Origin of the sequence: Hymenobacter lapidiphilus (assembly GCF_013377885.1) — a bacterium.
Lineage (GTDB): Bacteria > Bacteroidota > Bacteroidia > Cytophagales > Hymenobacteraceae > Hymenobacter > Hymenobacter lapidiphilus.
Genome location: NZ_JABKAU010000003.1, coordinates 1 through 21,045, shown reverse-complemented (window position 1 = coordinate 21,045; position 21,045 = coordinate 1). Strand labels below are relative to the sequence as shown.

General features: G+C 62.4%; 17 protein-coding genes. 6 read left to right on the top strand and 11 right to left on the bottom strand.

Annotated elements, in window-relative coordinates; all coding sequences use genetic code 11:
* The first annotated feature begins 107 nt into the window (after nucleotides 1–107).
* Complete coding sequence (locus tag HW554_RS02220; protein WP_176906721.1) at nucleotides 108–2,255, top strand: tetratricopeptide repeat-containing sensor histidine kinase; 2,148 nt, start codon at nucleotides 108–110, stop codon at nucleotides 2,253–2,255.
* A gap of 160 nt (nucleotides 2,256–2,415) precedes the next feature.
* Here HW554_RS02220 and HW554_RS02215 read toward each other — a convergent pair whose 3' ends face one another.
* On the bottom strand, nucleotides 2,416–5,685 hold the full coding sequence (locus tag HW554_RS02215) for an AsmA-like C-terminal region-containing protein (protein WP_176906720.1): 3,270 nt from the start codon (nucleotides 5,683–5,685) through the stop codon (nucleotides 2,416–2,418).
* A gap of 62 nt (nucleotides 5,686–5,747) precedes the next feature.
* Nucleotides 5,748–6,224 carry a nucleoside deaminase gene (locus HW554_RS02210; protein WP_176906719.1) on the bottom strand — a complete coding sequence of 159 codons (477 nt, stop codon included), beginning with the start codon at nucleotides 6,222–6,224 and terminating at the stop codon, nucleotides 5,748–5,750.
* Nucleotides 6,225–6,441: 217 nt separating this feature from the next.
* On the opposite strand from HW554_RS02210, the gene HW554_RS02205 reads away from it, so the two are divergent.
* A complete protein-coding gene (locus HW554_RS02205) occupies nucleotides 6,442–8,328 on the top strand; it encodes a CHRD domain-containing protein (protein WP_176906718.1) in 1,887 nt (628 codons plus the stop codon).
* Between the two features lie 437 nt (nucleotides 8,329–8,765).
* Here the strand turns inward: HW554_RS02205 and HW554_RS02200 are convergent, their stop codons facing one another.
* Together HW554_RS02200 and HW554_RS02195 are read right to left on the bottom strand one after the other, a co-directional pair.
* Entirely contained in the window at nucleotides 8,766–9,143 is a 378-nt protein-coding gene (locus HW554_RS02200) for a hypothetical protein (protein ID WP_176906717.1), read from the bottom strand.
* Between the two features lie 70 nt (nucleotides 9,144–9,213).
* On the bottom strand, nucleotides 9,214–9,384 hold the full coding sequence (locus HW554_RS02195) for a DUF2256 domain-containing protein (RefSeq protein WP_176906716.1): 171 nt from the start codon (nucleotides 9,382–9,384) through the stop codon (nucleotides 9,214–9,216).
* A 151-nt stretch (nucleotides 9,385–9,535) separates the two neighbouring features.
* Here HW554_RS02195 and HW554_RS02190 point away from each other — a divergent pair, with 151 nt between their 5' ends.
* Together HW554_RS02190 and HW554_RS02185 are read left to right on the top strand one after the other, a co-directional pair.
* Complete coding sequence (locus tag HW554_RS02190) at nucleotides 9,536–10,252, top strand: class I SAM-dependent methyltransferase (RefSeq protein WP_246285064.1); 717 nt, start codon at nucleotides 9,536–9,538, stop codon at nucleotides 10,250–10,252.
* A 229-nt stretch (nucleotides 10,253–10,481) separates the two neighbouring features.
* Nucleotides 10,482–10,910, top strand: coding sequence for an acyl-CoA thioesterase (locus tag HW554_RS02185; RefSeq protein WP_176906714.1), 429 nt, complete (start codon nucleotides 10,482–10,484; stop codon nucleotides 10,908–10,910).
* Nucleotides 10,911–11,034: 124 nt separating this feature from the next.
* Here the strand turns inward: HW554_RS02185 and HW554_RS02180 are convergent, their stop codons facing one another.
* The 3 genes from HW554_RS02180 to HW554_RS02170 form a co-directional block, all read right to left on the bottom strand.
* Nucleotides 11,035–11,589 (bottom strand): DinB family protein, encoded by a 555-nt coding sequence (locus HW554_RS02180; protein WP_176906713.1) that lies wholly within the window; start codon nucleotides 11,587–11,589, stop codon nucleotides 11,035–11,037.
* A gap of 184 nt (nucleotides 11,590–11,773) precedes the next feature.
* Nucleotides 11,774–12,757 (bottom strand): pyruvate dehydrogenase complex E1 component subunit beta, encoded by a 984-nt coding sequence (locus HW554_RS02175; protein ID WP_176906712.1) that lies wholly within the window; start codon nucleotides 12,755–12,757, stop codon nucleotides 11,774–11,776.
* A gap of 210 nt (nucleotides 12,758–12,967) precedes the next feature.
* A complete protein-coding gene (locus HW554_RS02170) occupies nucleotides 12,968–14,785 on the bottom strand; it encodes a tetratricopeptide repeat protein (RefSeq protein WP_176906711.1) in 1,818 nt (605 codons plus the stop codon).
* A 162-nt stretch (nucleotides 14,786–14,947) separates the two neighbouring features.
* Between HW554_RS02170 and HW554_RS02165 the strand changes: the two genes are divergently transcribed.
* Nucleotides 14,948–15,166: a PspC domain-containing protein gene (locus HW554_RS02165; protein ID WP_176900624.1), complete on the top strand. Its 219-nt coding sequence runs from the start codon at nucleotides 14,948–14,950 to the stop codon at nucleotides 15,164–15,166.
* Between the two features lie 144 nt (nucleotides 15,167–15,310).
* Here the strand turns inward: HW554_RS02165 and HW554_RS02160 are convergent, their stop codons facing one another.
* From HW554_RS02160 to hutH, 4 genes are all read right to left on the bottom strand, one after another.
* On the bottom strand, nucleotides 15,311–16,444 hold the full coding sequence (locus HW554_RS02160; RefSeq protein WP_262889869.1) for a glycosyltransferase family 2 protein: 1,134 nt from the start codon (nucleotides 16,442–16,444) through the stop codon (nucleotides 15,311–15,313).
* A 41-nt stretch (nucleotides 16,445–16,485) separates the two neighbouring features.
* On the bottom strand, nucleotides 16,486–16,821 hold the full coding sequence (locus tag HW554_RS02155) for a YbaB/EbfC family nucleoid-associated protein (protein WP_176906710.1): 336 nt from the start codon (nucleotides 16,819–16,821) through the stop codon (nucleotides 16,486–16,488).
* A gap of 147 nt (nucleotides 16,822–16,968) precedes the next feature.
* On the bottom strand, nucleotides 16,969–18,885 hold the full coding sequence (locus HW554_RS02150; RefSeq protein ID WP_176906709.1) for a T9SS type B sorting domain-containing protein: 1,917 nt from the start codon (nucleotides 18,883–18,885) through the stop codon (nucleotides 16,969–16,971).
* Between the two features lie 138 nt (nucleotides 18,886–19,023).
* The gene (gene hutH / locus HW554_RS02145; protein ID WP_176906708.1) at nucleotides 19,024–20,523 is read right to left on the bottom strand and encodes a histidine ammonia-lyase; all 1,500 of its coding nucleotides are present in this window, start codon (nucleotides 20,521–20,523) and stop codon (nucleotides 19,024–19,026) included.
* 219 nt (nucleotides 20,524–20,742) lie between these two features.
* Here hutH and HW554_RS02140 point away from each other — a divergent pair, with 219 nt between their 5' ends.
* A complete protein-coding gene (locus tag HW554_RS02140) occupies nucleotides 20,743–20,937 on the top strand; it encodes a hypothetical protein (RefSeq protein ID WP_176906707.1) in 195 nt (64 codons plus the stop codon).
* Nucleotides 20,938–21,045 lie beyond the last annotated feature (108 nt).

Below are 21,045 nucleotides of genomic sequence, written 5' to 3'. Positions count from 1 at the left end.
AAAACCACCTCAGCACGCGCCTAAACGAACACCCAGCCTATGTCTGCCCGGATACCGGAGCCCTTGGCCGGCGGTTTACCTCATAAGGCAATATCTTAGCCGCCTCTATGGCTGGTGTGTTTTTAATTCTGCGCAAAGCGGGGCTATTTCGGCCGCTGCTGCTACTGTCGCTTACGTTGCTGGGGCTGCTGCTGCCGTTGGCTCCGCTACGCGCCTCCATCCCCAACGCTCCGGCCGCCGCCGACACCATTCGGGTGCAGCAGCTCAACCAGCTGGCCTTCGAGCTACGGTCCTCCAATCCGCGCCTGTCGCGCACCCGTTTCGAGGAGGCGGCCGCGCTGGCCACCCGCCTGGGCTACGCGCCGGGCCAGGCGCAGGCCTGGCTGGGACTGGGCTATTATTACCGTAAACGCAACGAGTATGCTCCGGCGCTGGCCTTCACCCAGCAGGCAGCCCGCGTTTTTCGGCAGCAGCACGACGCGCTCAACCTGATTGGGGTGGGCTACAACCTGAGCTATATTTACTTCGGACAGGGAAACTACGCCCGCGCCCTGGCCAGCGCCCAGCAAGGCCTCACGCAGGCCGAAAAGCTGCGCGACAACAAATGGCTGGTGCTCACCAACGCTCAACTAGGCTTTATTAGCACCCAGTTGGGCGAGTACGGGCAGGCCCTGGCTTATCTGGAGCAGAGCCGCATCCTGGCCCGCCAAACCAACGACAAAGGGGGCGTGGCCCAAAGCCTGCGCGGCCTCGGCGACTTGTACCAAGCCCAGGGCCAGTGGACGCAGGCCCGCCGCTACTACACCGAAGGCGCCGCGCTGGCTCGTAGCCTCGGCGACAACCCCGGCCGCATTGTGCTGGAAGTGTACATAGCCGACATGGCCGAGCGCCAAGGCCGTTCGGCCGAGGCCTTACGCTACGCCCGCCAGGCCCGTGCCGAGTTGCGCCGCCTCGATGTGGTGGGCTATTTGCCGCTGGTAGATTTGGTGCTGGCCCGCGCCCAACTGCGTCTGCGCCGCCCCGATAGCGCCATTTATTACGGCCGGCCCGGTCTGCAGGCCAGCCAGGAGCGGGGCGTAAAAGAAGACATCCGCGACGGCAGCCGGGTGCTGGCCGAAGCCAGCGCCCGGCTGGGCCGCTTCGCCGACGCCTACCGCTACCACCGCCTCTTTGCCGCCTACGACGACAGCCTCAGCAGCCGCGCCCTTATTCGGCGCACGGCGGCGCTACAATATGGTTTCGAGCTGCGGCAGCAACAGGCCCGAATAGGCGAGCTGACGCGCACCACGTCTATGGTGCGTCAGCAAAACCAGCAGCAGCAGTGGCTGCTGGGCGTGTCGGGGATTGGGCTGGTGCTGGTAACGGGGCTGAGTGTGGTGCTGGGGAGCAACTACCGCCAGAAAAAGCGTGCCTACGAGCTGCTGAGCCGCCAGCAGTCCGAGCTGGTAGCTACCCAGCGCCAGCTGGTAGCGGCCGAAAAATGGGCCTTCGTGGGCGAGCTGTCGGCCGGCATTGCCCACGAGCTGCAGAACCCACTCAACTTCATGAACCGGCTGGCGGTGGTTAGCAACGAGCTGCTGGAGCAGGAAACGGCCGGGGCAGTAGGAGCGGGTGGGCCCACGGCTGCCCCCGACGAGCTGGGTCAGGAAATTATGAGCGGGCTGCGGCGCAATCTGCACGAAATCAGCCAGCATGGGCAGCGCGCCTCGTCCATTATCAACAGTATGCTGGCCCACGCCCGCACCGGCGCCGTTGCCCTACAGCCGACCAGCCTCAACACCCTGGTAGCCCGGCAGCTGCGCCTGGCCTACGAGGGCCGCCCCGATACGGTCCTGCTGCTGCCCGCTGGCGTGTTGCACCCCATGCTGGGCGACGACCTGCCCCTGGTACCCGTGCTGGTGCCCGAAATGGAGCGCGTGCTGCTGAACCTGTTTACCAATGCCCTCTACGCACTTGCCGATCGGGCGGTGCTGGCGGGACCCGGCTACGTTCCTGAGCTGCTGGTAAGCACCGTGCTGCTGGCCGGCCAGGTGCAGGTACGGGTGCGCGACAATGGTACCGGCATGAGCCCCGCCGTGCAAGAGCGCATCTTTCAGCCCTTCTTCACCACCAAGCCCGTGGGCGAGGGAACCGGCCTGGGCCTCTCGCTGGCCCACGACATCATTACTAAAGGCCACGGCGGCACGCTGCGTGTGGTCTCGGAGGAAGGCCACTTCACAGAATTCACCCTCACGCTTCCGCTGAAGCAGGGGTAAAGCAGGGAAGGGGTAAAGGAATAGTCATTCTGAGCGCAGCCGAAGAATCTCTACCGCCAAAGTAGCCCTGTCCTCGGGATTTAGTTTGGCGGTAGAGATTTTTCGGCTGCGCTCGGAATGACCGTTCTTTTATCTCCTTATCCCCCTATCACCTCCTCACTCAATCAGCAAAAAAGCGAAGCAGGCGTTGATACTTTTCCTGCACTTCGGCCTGCTGCTGGCGCTGCTGCTGCTTTTTAAAGAGTTTCACCTTGTAGCGGCTGCCGGGCTGCCGGTCTAGGTGCAGGTAGATGAGGCCCCGGCTGCGGCGTTCCGTGGCCTCGCCGCTCCTGATTCGCTCAATGCGCTTGCGGTTGTTGCCGAACAGGGTTTGTAGCGGACTCAGCCCCACATACAGGTCGGCGCGGCCATCAAGGCTATACTCGCCGGTCACCAGCATATCGGTCAGGTTGCTGCTTAGGTTGAGGCCCGGAATCAGCAGCTGCCCTTTGTCGAGCAGGAAGTCGGCCTGCACCGGTTCGAAGAACAGGTGGCTGGTGCGGCGCGGGCTCAGCATCTTTAGCGCCTGCATTAGGGCATCTACTTCCAGCAGTTCCAGGTCAATTAAATCGGCCTGCACCAGCGCGCGGGTAGTGGCCAGGCGGGGTAAAAAGGTCTGGTCGAGGTCGGTGCGGATAGTGGCATCGGCCTGCATGCGGCCCCGTACATTGTCGGGGCCCAGCACATCGAGGCCTAGCGGGATGGCCAGTGCAAACAGCCGGGGCAGCTCTACGTTGCGTAGCTGCATGTGCGCCCGCAAAGGGTGGTGGCTGGCGCCGGAGTCGGTGCGCATAACGCCGCGTAGGGTCAGCTCGCCCCCAAACGCCTGCACCGAGCAGCTTTCCAAGCGGGCCCGGCCGGCTTCGAGCGTAGTAAGCAAGTCGAAATCGGTGCCCCGCAGTACGCCGTAGTGCATGCGGTTGGCCGTTACATGTACCTGCCCGGTGATGGTACCATCCATAAACGGCGACGCGGGCCGGCTGGGGCGTGGACCGCGGGCGGCCCTGCGCCCCGGCAAGCCGGCCCGGCGGGCAGCCCGGCCTTCCCGCGCCTCTCTGCCCGACTGCCGTGGCTGACTGTCGTCGGGTGGTGGTACGTTTCCCAGGCCAGCAAGTAGCTTCAGAAAGTGCTGTACATTCAACGTATCGTAGTGTAGCTCTACTATGGCACGCGCCCGGTCCAGGCGAATGCCCGCCAGCGTTGCCTGCGCCCGGATGCTGCCCTGCCCGCCGGTATTGGTACGGAACGTAAGGTCAGGAATCTGAAAACCGGGCCCTGTTTTGTCCACATGAAAGCGCAGCTGGTGGAGGCTGCTGATATCCGTCAGCTGCAGTTGGCCGATAGCCACATCGATGCGGCCGCTGGTGGCCAGCAGTATCTCGCGCAGCGTAGGGTCGTTGTTGCCCTGCCCTGGCGGGCGGCTGGGTGGCCGCGAAATACGGGCCAGCAGCCGCTCATAGCTCAGGTTGGGCACTTCTACCTTCAGGCGAACCTGCACCGGCTCGGAGCCCGGCCGGCTGGTAGACCAGCTGGCCTGCCCGCCCAACTTCCCATCCCATACCCGCACCTGCAGGTCGCGTAGGGCTACCCGGTTGCCATCGTGGTGTATGGTGGCGGCCAGCTCGCGGAGGGTATCGCCTGCCAGCACCAGCCGGGCGCAGCGCAGGCGCACGCCTTCCAGGCGCAAGCCAACGGGCAAAATGGTCAGCATATCGGCTGCCTGGGCAGGGTCGGCGTCGATGGTGGCGGCCGGCCTGCGGGTGGGGTGGCGCGGCGGAGCCAGCAGCCGCCGCAGTTCGGGCAGGCGCAGCTCATCTACGCTCAGCGAGCCGCTTATGTGGGTGGTGGGGTGCTGGCCGCTTACGTAGGCCAGCAGGTTGGTGGTAGTGGCGTTGGCCTGCAGCTGCATGCCATTGAGCTGGCCGGAAAGGTTCTCCAGCCTCCAGATGCTGTCGTTTAGCCGGACCTGTACATTGAGCGCCCGCATCCGGGCCTGCCGGTTAGGGACATCAAAAAAAGCGTTTTCTAGGTTAACGGTGCCCTTTACGGCCACCGGCAAAGGTAGCGGCCGCCGTCCCGGCCCGGCCCGCCGGGGTCGGAAGCTGGGCAGCCAGCCATCCAGCTCCAGGTCGAGGGCCGCCTCGCCGCTACGGGCCCGCCACAGGTCGGGTACTACCACGGCCGCCAGGGTTTGCAGCTCGGTACGCCCTTGCACCCTGCCCTGCACCCGGGGCCGGGTAAAGTCGCGCACCGTCAGCTGGGCATCGAGCTGGCCGGCCGTCGAGTAGATGCGGCACTGCTCGAAGGTGAGGTAGGTGGTGCGCGAATTGTGATCCGGGCCGTTATCGAAGACCCCGCGGGCATCCCAGCGCCGGATGCGGCGGGCGGGGTCGGGCCATTGCACCTGAGCGTCGCGTAGCTCGAAACGCAGCACCGTGCGCGGCCGCACAGTGGGCCCGGTCAGGCCCCGGATGGTGTAGGCTATGCGGGCGCGGCTGGGGCTGGTGGTGCCTTCGAGGTAGCGCTCTAGGTTGTTGGGCAGCGCCACCCGCAGCACTTTCAGTAGCGGCTGGTAGCCCCGGAAATGCAGGTTCAGGCGGGCTCCGCGGGGTTCGCCCGGCCCGGCCCCGCGGTGCGTCCCGCTGATGTGTACCGTGTCGCCGCTGAGTGTGGCCCGGGTGCGCCGGAATGTGCCTTCGCGCCGACTGAAATCGTAGCCGTAGCGCACCTGTGCCACCACGTCTTCCTGCGAAAAAATGAGGCTGCGGCTGCTGCGCAGGTAGTTGAGCCGGCCCTCCAGCCGGCCCCGTACCCGGGCCACGCCCCCGCGGGTGCGCACCGCTAGCCGCCCGTGCGTTACCCGCGCTCCAAAACCACTATGGTGCAGCTCGTTACGATCGGAAACCCGGAGGTTCACGATAATCAGCGAATCGAGGTCGAAATCGGGGGGCAGTTGGGGGCGGCTGCGATGCGGCCCGCGGCCCCGCAGGCCCCAGTCGTGGCCCGTCGAGTCGGTGAGCTGCCGGAACTCGGCGTTGTGCAGCGTCAGGCGCTGCACCTCAAAGCGGCCGTGCCAGAGCGGGCGTAGCGCCAGGCGCATATCGGCCCGGCCCACGCGCAGCACCTCCACCGCCCGCCGTGCCGATGTATCAGTGAGCGACAAATGGTGCAGCGAGGCCGTCAGGTAAGGAAAATCGCGCAGCAGTGAGTAATCCAGCTCCAATGGCGCCAGCACCAGGTCGGAGTGCGCGGCCAGGCGCTGGCGCACCAGCTTGGTTACCCGTTGGTGCCCCCACTCCGACTGCAGCACCCACAGGCCCGCTCCCGCCAGCAGCAGCAGCCCCAGCGCGAGGACGGCTAAAATGCGCAGCAGCAGGGAGAGGAACCTCATAACTTGAGCTAATAGCTGGCAGCTGTTAGCTGTTAGCTTTTTATCGAACGAAAGCTAATAGCTTAATAATCCAAGCGGGCTTCGTGCTGCTCCCAGGCGCTGAAACCGGCCAGTGCTTCGTCGCGCAGCATCGGTTGCATGGGCAGGTGGCGCTGGCCAAGGGGCTTTTCCAGTTCTTCGTAAATGAACTGGTCGTCGAAACCGATGGCGGCAGCATCCTCTTTGGTGTTGCCATAAAACACGCGGCGCGGGCGGGCCCAATAAATGGCACCCAGGCACATGGGGCAAGGTTCGCAGCTGGTGTACAGGTCGCAGTCGGTGAGCTGGAAGGTGCCCAGCACGGCGCAGGCCTTGCGGATGGCGTCCATTTCGGCGTGGCAGGTGGGGTCGTGGGTGCTGGTTACCTGGTTGAAGCCGCGGGCAATGATTTCGCCGTTGCGCACCACCACGGCACCAAACGGTCCGCCGTGGCCGGCCTGCATTTTCTCAATAGAAAGGCGAATGGCTTCGCGCATAAATTCGGGGTTGGGAGCTTCCATAAGGTAGCAGCAGCGTAAAAAGTAGTAAAATTTTGGTCTTGCGGTATACGCAAAAACCCCTGTCAGAGCGCAAAATACGACTTTAACCATTGGGGCGAAGTGCTGGCTGGCCGCAAAAGTCCCGCATTATAGCACCCAGTTGCTATGCCGGCCAGAACCTTCGCTCAGCGAAGCTGTTTCCTGCTATCAATTCTTTTTTTACTTCAACCTATTCATCATGCTGCGAACCTTTACTTACGCTACGCTCAGCCTGTTGCTGAGCTTGCTGCTCCGGCCCTTCGCCGTGCAAGCCGACCATCTCCGTGCCCATCTGCTGTTCGGGGCCCAACTCAGCGGAGCCCAGGAAGTACCCGCCGTAGCCACTACGGCCCGCGGTACGGCCAGCTTCACGCTCAACGCCGGCAAAGACACACTCTTTATCAGCGGCTCATTCACCGGCCTCAGCGGCCCCATCACGATGGCCCACGTGCACAACGGCTTCGAGGGCATGGCTGGCCCGGTAGTCACGAACCTGTTCTCGATGATCAGGGGCAACCAACTGAACGGGTTTCTGACCGGCTCCGACATTACCCCGGCCCGGCTCGACCGTTACCTGCGCGGGGCGTACTACCTCAACATCCATACGGCAGCCAACCCCGGCGGCGAAATCCGAGGCCAGATAAAGCTGGAGAAGGATGAGCAGTTTGTAGGCGTGCTGAGCGGCGACGAGGAGGTGCCGGCTGTTACGACCAACGCCATTGGCCTGGGCAGCTTCAACCTGGCCCAGCAGCAGAATAAGCTGAAGTTTCGGGTGGTGTTCTCGGGCCTGAGTGGTCCGGTTACCGTTACGCACTTCCACACCGGCGCTATCGGCGCTACCGGCCCGGTTATCGTCGATTTGATGCCCTTTCTTACGGGCAATGTGATTGAGGGTGAAATCACGCCCACGGCCGCCTTCCTCACGGCCCTGAACGCCGGGCAGATTTACATCAACGTGCACACGGCCGCTAACCCCGGCGGCGAAATCCGCGCCCAGCTCATCCGCGAGGCCCGTTTCCTGAGTCACGATGCCCGGCTCGATGCCGCGCAAATGGTGCCCGTTACCACTTCTGCGGCTAAAGGCGTATCGTTTATCCGGCTGAACTCTACGCTCGACACCCTGACCATTTTTGCGACGCACACCGGTCTGAGCGGTGCCCCAACCTCTTTCGATCTGTATGTGGCCAATGTCGGCCAGCCCAATTCGGTTGCTGCTCGTTTGGCCCGCGTAACGCTGCCTGCCACTGTGCCGGCGGCCTTTGCCATCACATTTACCGGCCTGGATGTCGCAACCGTCAATCTTTTCCTGCGTGGTGAGGTAAATATGGTGCTTAATACGGCTGCCAACCCCAACGGCGAAATCCGGGGCCAGGTATACCGGCTGGCGCGCGAGGGTTACACGTTTGTGCTCAGCGGGAAGCAGGAGCGGCCTAACCCAGTGGCTACCGGCGGCTACGGCGCAGGCTTCGTGTCGATGGACCGCGACCAGTCGAACGTGCATTTGAACATGACCTGGGGCGGACTCTCGGGCCCGGCCACTATGGGCCACCTGCACACCGGCCTCATCACCCAATCGGGTCCGGTGGTATTCAACCTGATGCCGTTTTTCAATACCACCACGCCCACCAGCGGTGCCGATGCTTACTGGAACGCCACCAATGAAGCACCTAATGCCACCAACCCCTTCACCTCCCGTCGGGCACTGCAGTTCCGGCGCGATAGTGTTTATGTGAACCTGCATACTGCCCTCAACCCCAGCGGTGAAATCCGGGGCCAGGTACTGCGCGACTTCCGCCGGCTGGGCGTGTTGCTGTCCGCTCAGCCATCCGCGCTGGTCGCCGAAGGCTTTGCCGCCACACCCAACCCCTTCCGCGACGAGCTCAGCTTCCGTTTTGAGGCACGTAGCAGCGGCACCGGTACGCTGCGGGTAACCGACCTGCTGGGCCGTACTGTACTCACGCAGGCCGTAAATGTACGCCCGGGCACCAACCGCACCGATGTGAAGGTACCCGGTGCGGCAGGCGTTTACCTGCTGCTGATGGAATTAAACGACTCGCGCATCGTCAGCCGCATCACGAAGCAGTAAGTAGCTGATGTGCAGTATGAATTAGTCCGTCTGAGGCTGATTTACCTTGCTCTGAACGAGAGAGGACCAGTTGTGAGAAAAAATAAGCAACGCGTCTGCAACCTTTCGGCGTGCTTATTGCCTCTTACTGCCAGAAGACCCTAACAACTGTTTCGGCAGAATCAGCCGTCGTCAGAAAGGCTTTGGCCTGATAGTTGACAGAACAGATTTGAAAGAATAGTTTATTAGGTGTTTTGGTTGTGGAAAAGGGCTTCGGTACTACCGAAGCCTTTTTTATTTCCATAAGTCCTGGGCTTTCGAGATACGTCTGCCAGAGCCACATAACGCGCAGTTCGGCCCAAACGCAGCAACGCCGGCAACCACTGCGACCGAGGCCGCCGGGTTGCCGGCGTTGCTGCATTTGGCTAGGCATAAAGCTTGCCCGATCCGCTGCCGTGCTAGATAACTACCCGCAGCTCGTAGCCGGTACCGGGAGCCGGCACGCCGAATGCCCCAACGCGGCTCGGGCCGTAGCCCAGATTTACTTTCACCCACTCGTCGCGCACAGGCAGCAGGTCGATGATTTCCTGGCGCTGGGCGGCTAAGTCGTCGCGCAGGTTTTGCAGTTCACTAGCCGCCTCATCCGCAGGCTCCGGGAAGCTGCCGGGCGCCGGGCGCTGACCAAGCTCTGCATTTGGGGCCGGTGGGGGACTTTGGGTGAGGCTGGTGGCGGTAATTTCGGCCTGCGTCAGGGCCTTTTCGGCGGCCAGGTACGCCTGCAGTTTTTCTTCGAGGGGCTTTAGTTCGGGAGCGAGGTAGTCGAGGTTGCTGGCCATGCGGCAGAGGGGTTACAAATGGGAGAGAGAGCCTGTCTGAACGCAGAACGCCGCCGCAAGGATACGTTGGCTACAACTGCGCAGAACCGGCCGGTGTTGGTTTGGGGCGGTTGCGCTGGCATTTTTCGCCGCAATACTTCACCTCGTCCCAGCAGTTGCGCCACTTCTTGCGGTAAGCAAAGGGCCGGCCGCAGGTGAGGCAGAGTTTGGTGGGCAGGTGGGACTTACTGTGAGAAGTCAAGGCAAAAAGGGGAGAAGTGAAGTGGGTATACGGCCGCGGGCCGGGCCAGAGTGATGGTCAGCTCAACTGACATAACCGGCCCCCTGCTGTTTCGCTTTCTGCTCCTACTTCCCAGGCCACGTATCTTTGCCCCATGTCAACTCCCGAAACTATGGCCCCCGACCCTCTCGGCCACGCGCTGCAGGCCTACCAGCAGGGCCAGCTAAGCGCCACGCTGGCCGTGCACAGCTCCGTTGCCGACGAAGAAGTGCTGCCGGCTGCCTACTTTTTTCGCTCGCTCTGGGAAATGCCCGAGTTGGAGCGTACTGCCCTGGAGCAGTGCCAGGGCCGTGTGCTCGACCTGGGTGCCGGGGCCGGTTGCCACGCCCTGGAGTTGCAAACCCGCGGTTTCGAGGTGAAATCGGTGGACATTTCGCCCGGCGCGGTGGCCGTTATGGAGCAGCGCGGCGTACGCGAGGTAGCCTGCCACGACCTGTTCGACCCGGCCCTGGCTCAGGGCGAAAAGTTTGATACGCTGCTCATGCTCATGAACGGCTTGGGCCTGACGGGCACCTTGGAAGGGCTGGAGAAGTTTCTGCACCACGCCAAAAGCCTGCTCAATCCCGGCGGCCAGATTCTGGCTACTTCCTCCGATATCAGCTACATGTACGAGGACGAGGACGGGGCGCTGGTGTTCGACCTCAACGGTTCGTACTACGGCGAGGTGACTTATTCGATGCAGTACGGCACTGAGCAGGGGGCGGAGTTCGGCTGGATTTTCGCCGACCCCAGCCTGCTTCAGGATTGCGCCACCGCTGCCGGTTACGAGGTCGAGTTTCTGGAGGAAGACGAGCACCAACAGTACCTGGTGCGCCTCGTCTTGCGGTAAGCTACAAGCGGTTGATGGTGTCAAAAGAATGTCATGCTGAGCTTGCCGAAGCATCTCTACCGCTTCGTTGGATTACCATTGCAACGAAGCGGTAGAGATGCTTCGGCAAGCTCAGCATGACGGGCTTATTACGGCTGCCGATTTTCTGAACTGCCTCATTAGCCAATAGCCTACGTTCCCAATTCAATAAGTGAAAAGTTGACAGCAGTCAGCTAAAAGCGCAAAATCAATGTTCGAGAAGACTTATACCGTGCGCTGGGCCGATATGGACCCCAACGGCCACATGCGCCACTCGGCGTACAACGATTACGCCGCCCAGCACCGCATCGAGTTTCTGGCCGCCAGCGGCTTCACGCTGCCTTATTTTGCCAAGGCCGGCCTCGGGCCCATTCTGTTTCGCGAGGACACCCGCTTTCTGAAAGAGTTGCACATCAACGAGGCGCTGCGCGTGGGCGGCGAGCTATCAGGCCTGAACGCCGATGGCTCCCGCTGGAACATCGTGCATACGCTATACAAGCCCGACGGCCGTCCCGCCGCCACCGTCAGCGTCGAAGGGGCCTGGCTCGATTTGCGCACGCGCAAGCTCACCACCCCGCCACCCGAAATTGCCGCCCTCATGGCCGAACTGCCCCGCCACGAGTCGTACCGGGATTTGTAGATAAGGATAGAGGCACCAACGGCTGTCATCCTGAGCGCAGCGAAGGACCTGCAAAGAAGCTATTCTCTTTTGAGGTTGGCTTCTCTGCAGGTCCTTCGCTGCGTTCAGGATGACAGCCGATATTCTAGCTTCTAGCTTCTAGCTTCTCAACAGAAGCCGCAATGCGCTCCACCTGCTTTTGATGGTGCAGCACGTGGTCGAGCATGAAATCGAGGGTTTGGTGGATGGTGAGCATGCCTGAGCGCGGGTGCTTGAAGATGGCCCGGCTCAGCAGCTTGCCTGGATATTCGTTGAGCAGGCGCTCCAGGTGGCGGCGCACGGCCTCCCATTGGGTGCGTAGCTCAGGCAGTGCAGGAACTTCGGCGGGGGTAAGCTCGGCCAGGTAGCGCGGCACTTTGAAGCGCAGCCCCGGCAGCCGTAGCGCCAGCCGCAGCAGCCGCGACTTCAGGAAACCCGCCAGGCCCGTTGGGCGAAGCTTATCCGCCTCGCGTAGCTTCTTTTCGATGTACTGCCCGACGCCGGTTTCGGCTACCAGCAGGTGCTGCACCACCTGCACGGCCGACCACTGCTCGGGCCCCGGCGCAACGGTGGCCCGCTCGCCCATTGCCTCCACGGTGGCCAGCAGGTGGTTGGTGGCGCGCTCTAGGTGTTCGAGGCGAAGATGCAGGCGGTTGTTCATGTAGAAGAAAGTAGGAAGGTATAACGTAAGGCTGAGCGCCTGCGAGAAAAGGTACGCAAAAACCCGTCCGTCTGGTCGTGCGCCCTTGCCAAAAGGTACCACGCAAAAAGGCCCGCGCTAGGCGGGCCTTTGGGTTTCCGGCGAAGCCGCGGGCTTACCGCATAGCGGAAAAGCTGGAATTCGACTAACGCTTCACGTACAGCACGTCCTTTACGGCCTGCAGGGTGCGCTCCACGTTGGGCAGCGAAGCCTCGATAAGGGTAGGAGCGTAGGGTAGGGGCACATCCATGCAGGTAATGCGGCGGATGGGGGCGTCGAGGTAGTCGAAGGCGCGGTTCTGCACCATGTAGGCCAGCTCCGAGCTGATGCTGGCCAGCGGCCATGCTTCTTCCACCACCACCATGCGGTTGGTTTTTTTCACCGATTCTACCAGCGTGTCGTAGTCGATGGGGCGCACCGAGCGCAGGTCGATTACCTCGGCGCTGATGCCGTCCTGGGCCAGCCGGTCGGCAGTTTCGAGGGCAATTTTCATCATCTTGCCAAAGCTGACGATGGTTACATCGGTGCCCTCGCGCACTACGTTGGCTTTGCCAATCGGGATGAGGTATTCCTCTTCGGGCACCTCGCCCTTGTCGCCGTACATCAACTCCGATTCCATGAAAATTACTGGATCGGGGTCGCGGATGGCGCTTTTTAGCAGGCCTTTAGCGTCGTAGGGAGTCGAAGGAATCACCACTTTCAGGCCGGGGCAGTTGGCGAACCAGTTCTCGAAGTTCTGCGAGTGCTGGCTCGAAAGCATGCCGGCGTTGCCGGTTGGCCCCCGAAACACGATAGGGCAGGAGTACTGCCCGCCCGACATCGAATAGATCTTAGCAGCCGAGTTAATTACCTGATCAATAGCTACCAACGAGAAGTTGAAGGTCATGAACTCGATGATGGGCAGCAGGCCGTTGATGGCCGCGCCCACGCCGATGCCAGCAAAGCCCAGTTCGGCAATGGGCGTATCGATAATGCGCTCGGGCCCGAATTCGTCGAGCATGCCCTGGCTTACTTTGTAGGCGCCGTTGTACTCGGCCACTTCTTCGCCCATGAGAAACACGCGGTCGTCGCGGCGCATTTCCTCGTTCATGGCTTCACGCAGGGCTTCCCGGAATTGGATGGTCCGCATAATCGGTCGAAAGTCGAAAGGTTCAGTTCAGAAAAAAGCCAGTTTAAAGCCGGCCCGTAAAGCTACAACGAGCGGCGCGGTTGGGCAAATGGGTAAAGACATCGAACGTGATTCAGAGCGCAGCGAAGAATCTCGCGTGAAGTCGTTGTAATGTTGCTCAGCGACTTCACGCGTGATTCTTCGCTGCGCTCTGAATCACGTTCGATGTCTTTACCGCAACGCCTCCAGAAACTGCTTGCCTTTTGTGAACTCGCGGAACTCCAGGTCTTCGACGGCACGGTTGGCGTAGCTGCGGTCGAGGCCCACGGCGCGGCGCAGGTGCAGGGCCGTGGCGGCCTCATTGTGCTGGCGGGCGGCCGTTATGGCCAGGCTGTAGTACACCAGCGGGTCCTGGGGGCGTAGGGCCAGGGCCTCCTCATAAATGGCAGCTGCGCCGGGGTAATTGCCCTTCAGCACATAAATGAGGGCGCGGTTCATCAGGTTCTGGTAGCTGCGCGGGTCGCTGTAGCTCAGGCTGCGTAGTGCCTCGTCGGGCTTGCCCATCTCGATTTCGAGGGCGGCTTTATCGGCGAATGCTTTGCTGAGCATAGCTGGCGTGCCGCCCAGCTTGATGGCGTAATCGTAGCTCTGGCGGGCTTCGGTCTGGTCGTTGGCGCGGTGGTAGGCGGTAGCCACGCGGTAGAACAGCTCGGCCGTGGGGTTGCGGTGGGCGGCCAGCGTGAAATTGACCGCCGCCCGGCGCTGGTAGGCCCGCACTACCTTAGGATTGGTCTCTTTTTCGGAGCGCATGAGCAGCACCGCACCCAGGTTGTAGTAGGCCTGCCAGGCGCCGGTGTTGGCTACGGCGGTTTCAAAAATGCGCTGCTTTTCGGCGAGCAGGGGGGTGAGCGAAGCCGAGTAGCGCAGTTCTTCGGGCGTGAGGGCGTCGGCTTCGGTCTGCTTCTCCACAATCTTTTTCGAGAGCAGATACACCTCCGAGTCGTAGCGCTTGGGCGCCGTGTAGCGCACCGACACCGTGCCGAAACGCAGCACCGGGTAGATGTACTGCTCCAGATAATCGAAGAAGCTGAGCGAGTGCAGACGCTTTTCCTTCTCGGCGAAAGTGCCGGGCGAGTCGTTAATGAGCAGCACCACCGAGTCGATCTGGGCCGGCTTGAGGGCCGACTGCTGCACTTTGCTCAGGAACAGGTCCCAACGGCGGCGGTAGGCTTCGGTTTCGAAGTCGATGTTGCTCACCTTATTAAGGTAAGAGGCTTCATTGACGCGCTTCTTGTAGTAATTGGTCAGGGCCTGCACGCGCCGGTCGGGCAGGCGCGGGTCGTGGCGGTCGAGCGAATCGGGCGAGTGGCCGGCCACAATCATCACCTTTTCGGTGCGCTGGTTGGCCTCAATGAAATCTTCGAGAGCCGCTACATTGGTACCCAGGAAGTTGCGTATTTCGGCCTTGCCGGCGTCGAAGTAAAACGGCAGCACCCGCGTGCCGCTGCGGTCGTTACTTACAGTCTCGGGCAGCAGCGTCAGCAGCGAATCCTGGCGCACTACCAGCTGGCTGGTGGTGAGGATGCCGCGGGCCAGCACTATTTCCGGGCCTTTCAGGCGCGCGCCGTTGGGTTTAGTCAGGCGGGCATCGGGGCGGGCCAGCAGCTGGCCGGGGCTCTTTTGGGGAGCGTAGGGGAAGGTGAACTCGCGCCGGATGACGAGCATATTCTTCTGCTGCTCATCATACACAAACTCGCCCGACAGGAACGTGAGCCGGCCCACGGTGTCTTCGCGCAGGCCGTTCTGATAGCGGTAGCTCAGGGCTACATTATAGGCCGCGCCCTTACGCAGGTGGGCGGCGGGCACCTTGGCCGTTACTTCGAAGCGCACCTGCTGGCCGTTGCTTTCCAGCACGGCGGGCGCTACGGTAATCGACTGGCCGGTTTGGGCGGCTTTCAGCACTTTGGGCAGGGGCGAGCAGGCAGGTAGCAGGCCGGCGGCCAGCAGCAGGCCGCTGGCGCCAGACAGAAGGCGCGGAAGATGGGGCATAGGCAACGACTCCGTAGGGTCAGGAAAATTTTAAACTCAAACGACGAAAGGTAGCCGATAGACGTATCTTGCCGCGGGCTTCTTGCGTAAGTGCTTGACACCGGGGCGGAATCATCGTATATTACTCCAGCCAATACTTACTGCGCCGCTAAAATTACCCTTATGCATCGAATAACCGACTTCATCGAAAAGCAGAGCTTCGGCGTTTGCAAGGCCATCGGCGACCGGGTTGGGTTTTCCAGCAGCAGCGTGCGGCTTTCGTTCGTGTACGCCTCGTTCTTCACGTTCGGCTCGCCCATCGTACTCTACTTCGCCCTGGCCTTCTGGCGTAACGTGCGCCACGCCATGCGCCAGCAGCGCAGCACCGTCTGGGATTTGTAGCTTGATGATCTAGGAGGTAGAATTCTGCCTGTCATCCTGAGCAAAGCGAAGGACCTTATTACGCCAGAACAGGCCCTTTTTGCGGCCGTTTACGCCTGATAACGTCTTTCGCTTTGCTTAGGATGACAGGCAGAATTTTAACTCCTAGCTCCTGACTCCCAGTTTCTCGAACACCCGCTTACCCCGCGCGAAATAGGCCCATACGAGGCTGCCGGTGTAGGTGCCGGCGCGCTCGTGCAGGCGCAGGCGGGGCGGAAACTGCCGCCGCCGAATGTTCCAGTAGCCCAGGCGGCCCACAAAGTGCCCGTGCGCCCGAAGCACGGCCCAAAAGTCGGCCGTTTGGCCCTGCAGCAGCAGGCGCAGGGCCGCTACCCAATCGAGGGCCACGCGGCTGATGAGCACGGCGGGCAACTCGGCGGGATGGGTGTTGAGGTACACCAGCGCCAGACCGTTGCGGAAGTTGAGGTAGGTTTTGCGCGGGTTGGACTTGTGCAGCGTGCCGCCGCCGACGTGGAACACCGTGCTGCCGCCCTGGTACCATACCTGCCAGCCAGCATTCTGCAGCCGCCAGCAGAAGTCGATTTCCTCCATGTGGGCAAAAAAGGCCGGTTCGAGTCCACCCAGCGCGTGCCAGGCTTCGGCCCGCACCAGCAGGCAGGCCCCCGTGGCCCAGGCCACTGGCCGGGCGTCGTCGTACTGGCCGATGTCGGTTTCGAGCGTGTCGAAGAGGCGGCCGCGGCAGAAGGGGTAACCCAGCGAATCGAGGTAGCCCCCGCCGGCCCCAGCGTACTCGAACAGTTGGCGCGCGGCCGGATCGGTGCTGTACTGCCTGATTTTGGGCTGGCAGGCGGCAATGCGCGGGTTGGCCTCCAGCAGCTCGCGTTGGGGCGCGAGCCAGCCGGGCGTTACCTCCACATCGGAGTTCAGCAGCACGTAGTACCGGAATGCGGGCCCGAGTTGGGCCAGGGCGTGGTTGTAGCCCTCGCAGAACCCCAGATTACCGCCGTTTTCCAGTACCCGCACCGTTGGAAACTGGGCCCTGAGCAACGCCACCGAGTCGTCGGTGGAGGCATTGTCGGCCACGAATACGGCGGCTCCGGCCGAGTGCGCCATTACCCCGGGCAGAAACTGGCGCAGAAAGTCGCGGCCGTTCCAGTTGAGAATGACTACCGCTACATCGGCGCACGACGTGTCTGGAGTAGCGGTGGTGGAGCTTTCAGCAGATGATGCTGAATCAGCAAGCGGGTCAGGTAAGATTTGCAGAACGCTGTTTTTCAAAAAGCCAACAGCTATCAGCTAATTGCTAATAGCTTAAAAACCTACATTCCGAAACCGCTCAGGTCCATGCCGGGAATGTTGGGAATGAGGCCGGCAGTGGTCTTTTTGAGCTCTTCCTGGGCTTTGGCGGCGGCCTCGTCCATTACTTTGTTCACGGCGGCCACTACCAGGTCAGCCAGCATGTCGCGGTCCTGGGGCTGGAGCAGGCTGTCATCAATTTCGAGCTTGAGCAGGCGGCGCTGGCCGTTGGCCGTGGCCTTCACCAAACCTCCACCCGATTCGGCCGTGGCCGTTAGGTACTGCAGCTGCTCCTGGGCCTGCTTCATCTTCTCCTGCAGGTCCTTCATCTTGCCCATCATTCCGGCCATATCAAACATAGTCGCGTCGTCTCAAAAGGTGAAAAATAGTAGCGCAAAGATACGTCGTAGCGTGAAGCTCCCGCTTCGCGAGTCGTTGAACAGGCTGGTTGCCGACTGTGCCATGGTTCCGTTCACCGATACGCAAAGCGGACGGTTCGCGCTGCATCAGCGCAGAATCGTGACGGTGCCGTACTGCTTCACGGCCCGGCCCTGCTGGTCGAGGGCTTCGAACTGCCAGACGTAGGCCCCGGGCACCGGCGCGGCCCCCTTTATGCGACCGTCCCAGTTGCGGGTGCGGTCGGTGGTCTGGAACACAGTCTGGCCGTTGCGGTCAATGATGGTGAAGCGGAAGTTGTCGAGGAAGCGGCCCTTGAGCTCCAGCACGTCGTTGAGGCCGTCGCCGTTGGGCGTGAAGGCGGTGGGCAGCACCAGCTTCACCGGGCGCGCTACTTCGGCCACGTTGGAGTAGGAGGGCTCCGTCAGTCCGGCGCCACGGGCCTCGATGCGGTAGCGCACGGTTTGCCGGTTGGGGTCGGGCTGTAAATCGAAGTACGTAAGGCTGTTGCCTACCGCTACGCTGGAAACCAACGAGTTGTCGGATGCCAGCCCCAGCACCTGGTAGCTCACCGGCGCGGCCGGGTCTGGCCCCGTGGCCGTCAGGGCCGACCAGGTCAGGCGGATTTCGGGGCTGTTGGGGCTGGCGACTTCGGCCTTCAGCTGCACTACGCATACGCTGGAACCAGTAGGGGCGCGGTTGCCGCACGCATCCTGAAACTCGACGGCGTAGCACAGCGGCACAACCGGATCGGGCGTAACCAGCGAATCGAGCAGGCGGCGGGCGGGCGTAGTGGCCAGCGGCGCGCCGTTGCGCTGGTAACTAAGCTGGCCGCCGGCGGCTACGCCCGGCACCTCGGCCCGCAACTCTACCTGGTTGCGCAGGTTGAAGCCGGCCCATAGGCGCGGCCGGGCCGGTGGCGTGGTGGAAAGGGCGGTGAGGCTGATTTCGTTGGAAACCGATATGGCCGGCCCGCTGCTCAGGCTAAGCTGGTAGCGGTAGGTGGTGCCGCAGCTCACGGCCGCATCGTCGTAGCCGGTGGCGCCGGGCGGTAGCGGCAGTACCACGCTGGTGCTTCCTTCGGTGCGGGTGAGCGTGTAGGTGCCGCTGCGGGTCCAGCTGAGTTGGTTGCGGCCGTTGGTAGCCGCGCCGGTTAGCTGCACCGAGCAGATTTCGTTGGAAGCCAAACTGAAAACCGGTGGCTGGCACTGGTCCTGCAGCAGCAGCCGGTAGCAACCCGGCAGCGGGGCGGCGGGCAGCGTAAAGGGGCTGGCGGCCGTTACGGCCGCCAGGTTTCGGTAGCCTCCCGTCGCGGTGGCATCGGCCACCTGCAGCTGGTAGCGGTACTCGGGTTGCAAAACCTCGAACTCCAGTTGCACGGTGCCGGGGGCGGGCAGCGTAAGGCGGCGTAGTACCGGTGCTTTGGGGGCGGGAAGCGGTGTAAAGGGCTTGGTGCTGGTGCCCTCGCATAGCCCGGCTGTAGGGTTGCGGCCCGATACCGTAACCGTATTGGTGCTGCCTACCGGATAGCTTACGGCCGCACCGCGCAGAGCCGGAACCCGCGGCCCCATACCTACCTGCACGAAATAGTCGGGGTACTTGGTGTCGGTAACCGTTACCTGCACCAGTCCCGGCGAGCAGACGCTGAACTCGAAAGCTGGCTGGGGCGTTGCCAGTACTTCGTAGGGTTTGGCGAAAATGATGCCTTGTGTGTTACCGCCTGCCCCCCCTTGGGTGTTCTGGGTGATGACCAATGCCCCCGGTTCTGTGGGAATAAATGTGGTGGTGGTGTCGGTGAAGCTGCTGCAAATAATGGTAGAACCTGTCCGGTAGTAGATTTGGGCCGGGTCCAGGTTTTTGCCGCTCCGGTCACGTAACCGTACCGGGCGGCCTACGCATAGAAACTTGGTGATGAGTTGGCCAGTAGCGGCATCGTAAGCATCGAACTTGGCTCCGGCATCGGTTTGCGACACGCACGGCGCCTGAGCATGCGCCGCCGTGCTGCCGAATAAGTCGGCCAGGAGCAAAACCCAAAGCAGGAGTGCGGTTTTCATCATGATAAGCCTAACGCCACGCGGGCCGTAATCTATGCACGAAGAAAGCGAAATGTAAGCGGAAGCGCAGCCCCCGCTCCAGCCACTCAAGCCATTGGGTTCCGTCGCGGCCTACTCCCAGGCGTACGTGCGCACGAAGTCGGCGGCGGCGGCCAGGTCGGGGTGCAGAATCCGGTCGTGGGATACGAAGGGTACTTTTTCGCGGAATGCGGCTACCAGCGCCTCCAGCGGCGCCGAGCTGCGGCTGGGGCGGCGGAACTCCAGGGCCTGGGCCGCATTCAGTAGCTCGATGCCCAGCAGCTGCTCGACATTGACAACCACGCGCAGGGCCTTGGTGGCGGCGTTGGCCCCCATGCTCACATGGTCTTCCTGGCCGTTGCTGCTCACCAGGCTATCCACCGAAGCGGGCGTGCAAAGCTGCTTGTTCTGGCTGACGAGGCCGGCAGCAGCGTACTGCGGAATCATCAGGCCCGAGTTGAGGCCCGGCTCGGCCACCAGAAACGGCGGCAGCCCCCGCTGCCCACTAATGAGCTGGGCGGTGCGCTGCTGCGAGATGCTGCCCAGCTCAGCCACAGCAATAGCCAGCATATCCAGCCCCAAAGCCAGCGGCTGGCCGTGGAAATTGCCCCCGCTCAGAATAGCGTCGTCTTCGGGGAAGATGGTTGGGTTATCGGTTACAGCGTTGCACTCGATTTCGGTGGTGCGGGTTACGTACGCCAGCGCATCGCGGGAGGCACCGTGTACCTGCGGCATGCAGCGCAATGAATAAGGGTCCTGAACGGCGGTTTTGGTTTGCTGCTGCAGCTCGCTGCCGGCCAGCAGCGCCCGCAGCCGCTGAGCCACCAGCAGCTGCCCGGGGTGGGGGCGCAGGCGGTGCAGGCGCTCATCAAATGGCTCGCACAGCCCATCAAACCCCTCCAGCGAGAGGGCCCCGATAACGTCGGCGGCGGTGGCCAGCCGGCGGGCCCGCAGCAGCCCGTGTACGGCGTAGGCCAGCATAAATTGGGTGCCGTTGAGCAGGGCCAGCCCTTCTTTGGCGCCCAACACAATGGGCTCCCAGCTGAACAGGCTCAGCGCATCGGCGGCGGTCAGGCGGTAGCCTTCGTAGTTGACTTCGCCCAAGGCCAGCAACGGCAGGCAGAGGTGGGCCAGCGGGGCCAGGTCGCCGCTGGCGCCCAGGCTGCCCTGCTCGTACACCACCGGCAGCATGCCGCGGTTGTAGAAATCGAGTAGGCGCTGCACGGTGGCCATCTGCACGCCGCTGTGGCCGTAGCACAGGCTCTGGGCTTTCAGCAGCAGCATCAGCCGCACCAGCTCGGCCGGCACCTCGGCCCCCGTGCCGCAGGCGTGCGACATCAGCAGATTCTTCTGCAGCTGCTGGCGCTGCTCGGCCGGAATGGCCTGCCCGCACAGCGCCCCGAAGCCGGTATTGATGCCGTACACGGCCGTATCGGGGTCGCGCTCCAGGCGCTGGTACAGGTAGCGGTGGCCGGCTTCGAGGCGCTGGCGGGCTTCGGCACTGAGCACCACCCGGGCCCGGCTGCGCAGTAGCTCATCAAGGGTCGATAAATCGAGGGAAGCGGAGGGGGTAAGCTCGTAGTCGGCGGCCATGGGGTGGGGAAGGAGGGCGGGAATGCTAAAAGTACTGAATGTGCCCGCGTGGCCCATTCTGATCCATTATTTGCGCCGCCAGCTATGCTGAGTAGAGGACTGCCCGGCGGGGGTAAATACGGGTCCATGCTCAGGTGAAATCCGTATTTATCGCGCTTGCTTCAAAAAAGCAATTTTCTGATATTTGAGGTATCGCCCTGACTTTTATTTCATTACGACATGGAATACAACCCGAAGTTTGGACCCGGCGCTCAGACGCCCTCCCAGCGCCGCACCGTGCTGATGCGCCTGCAGGATGCTATTCCCAGCCTACGAACCAAGGCCACGCCCTACGCCAAGCAGCTCTACAGTCGCTACGTAGACGGCGAGCTAAGCTGGCCCGAAGTCCGGCAGGCCCTCAACGTACAGATGTAGGTTTCGGTGGTCGCCTACCAATAGGAGGTCGGTGTAGGGGCGGGGCTTGTCCCCGCCCGCCGTCCGCACCGTTTCAACGATTCCGTTCAACGGCGGGCGGGGGCCAGC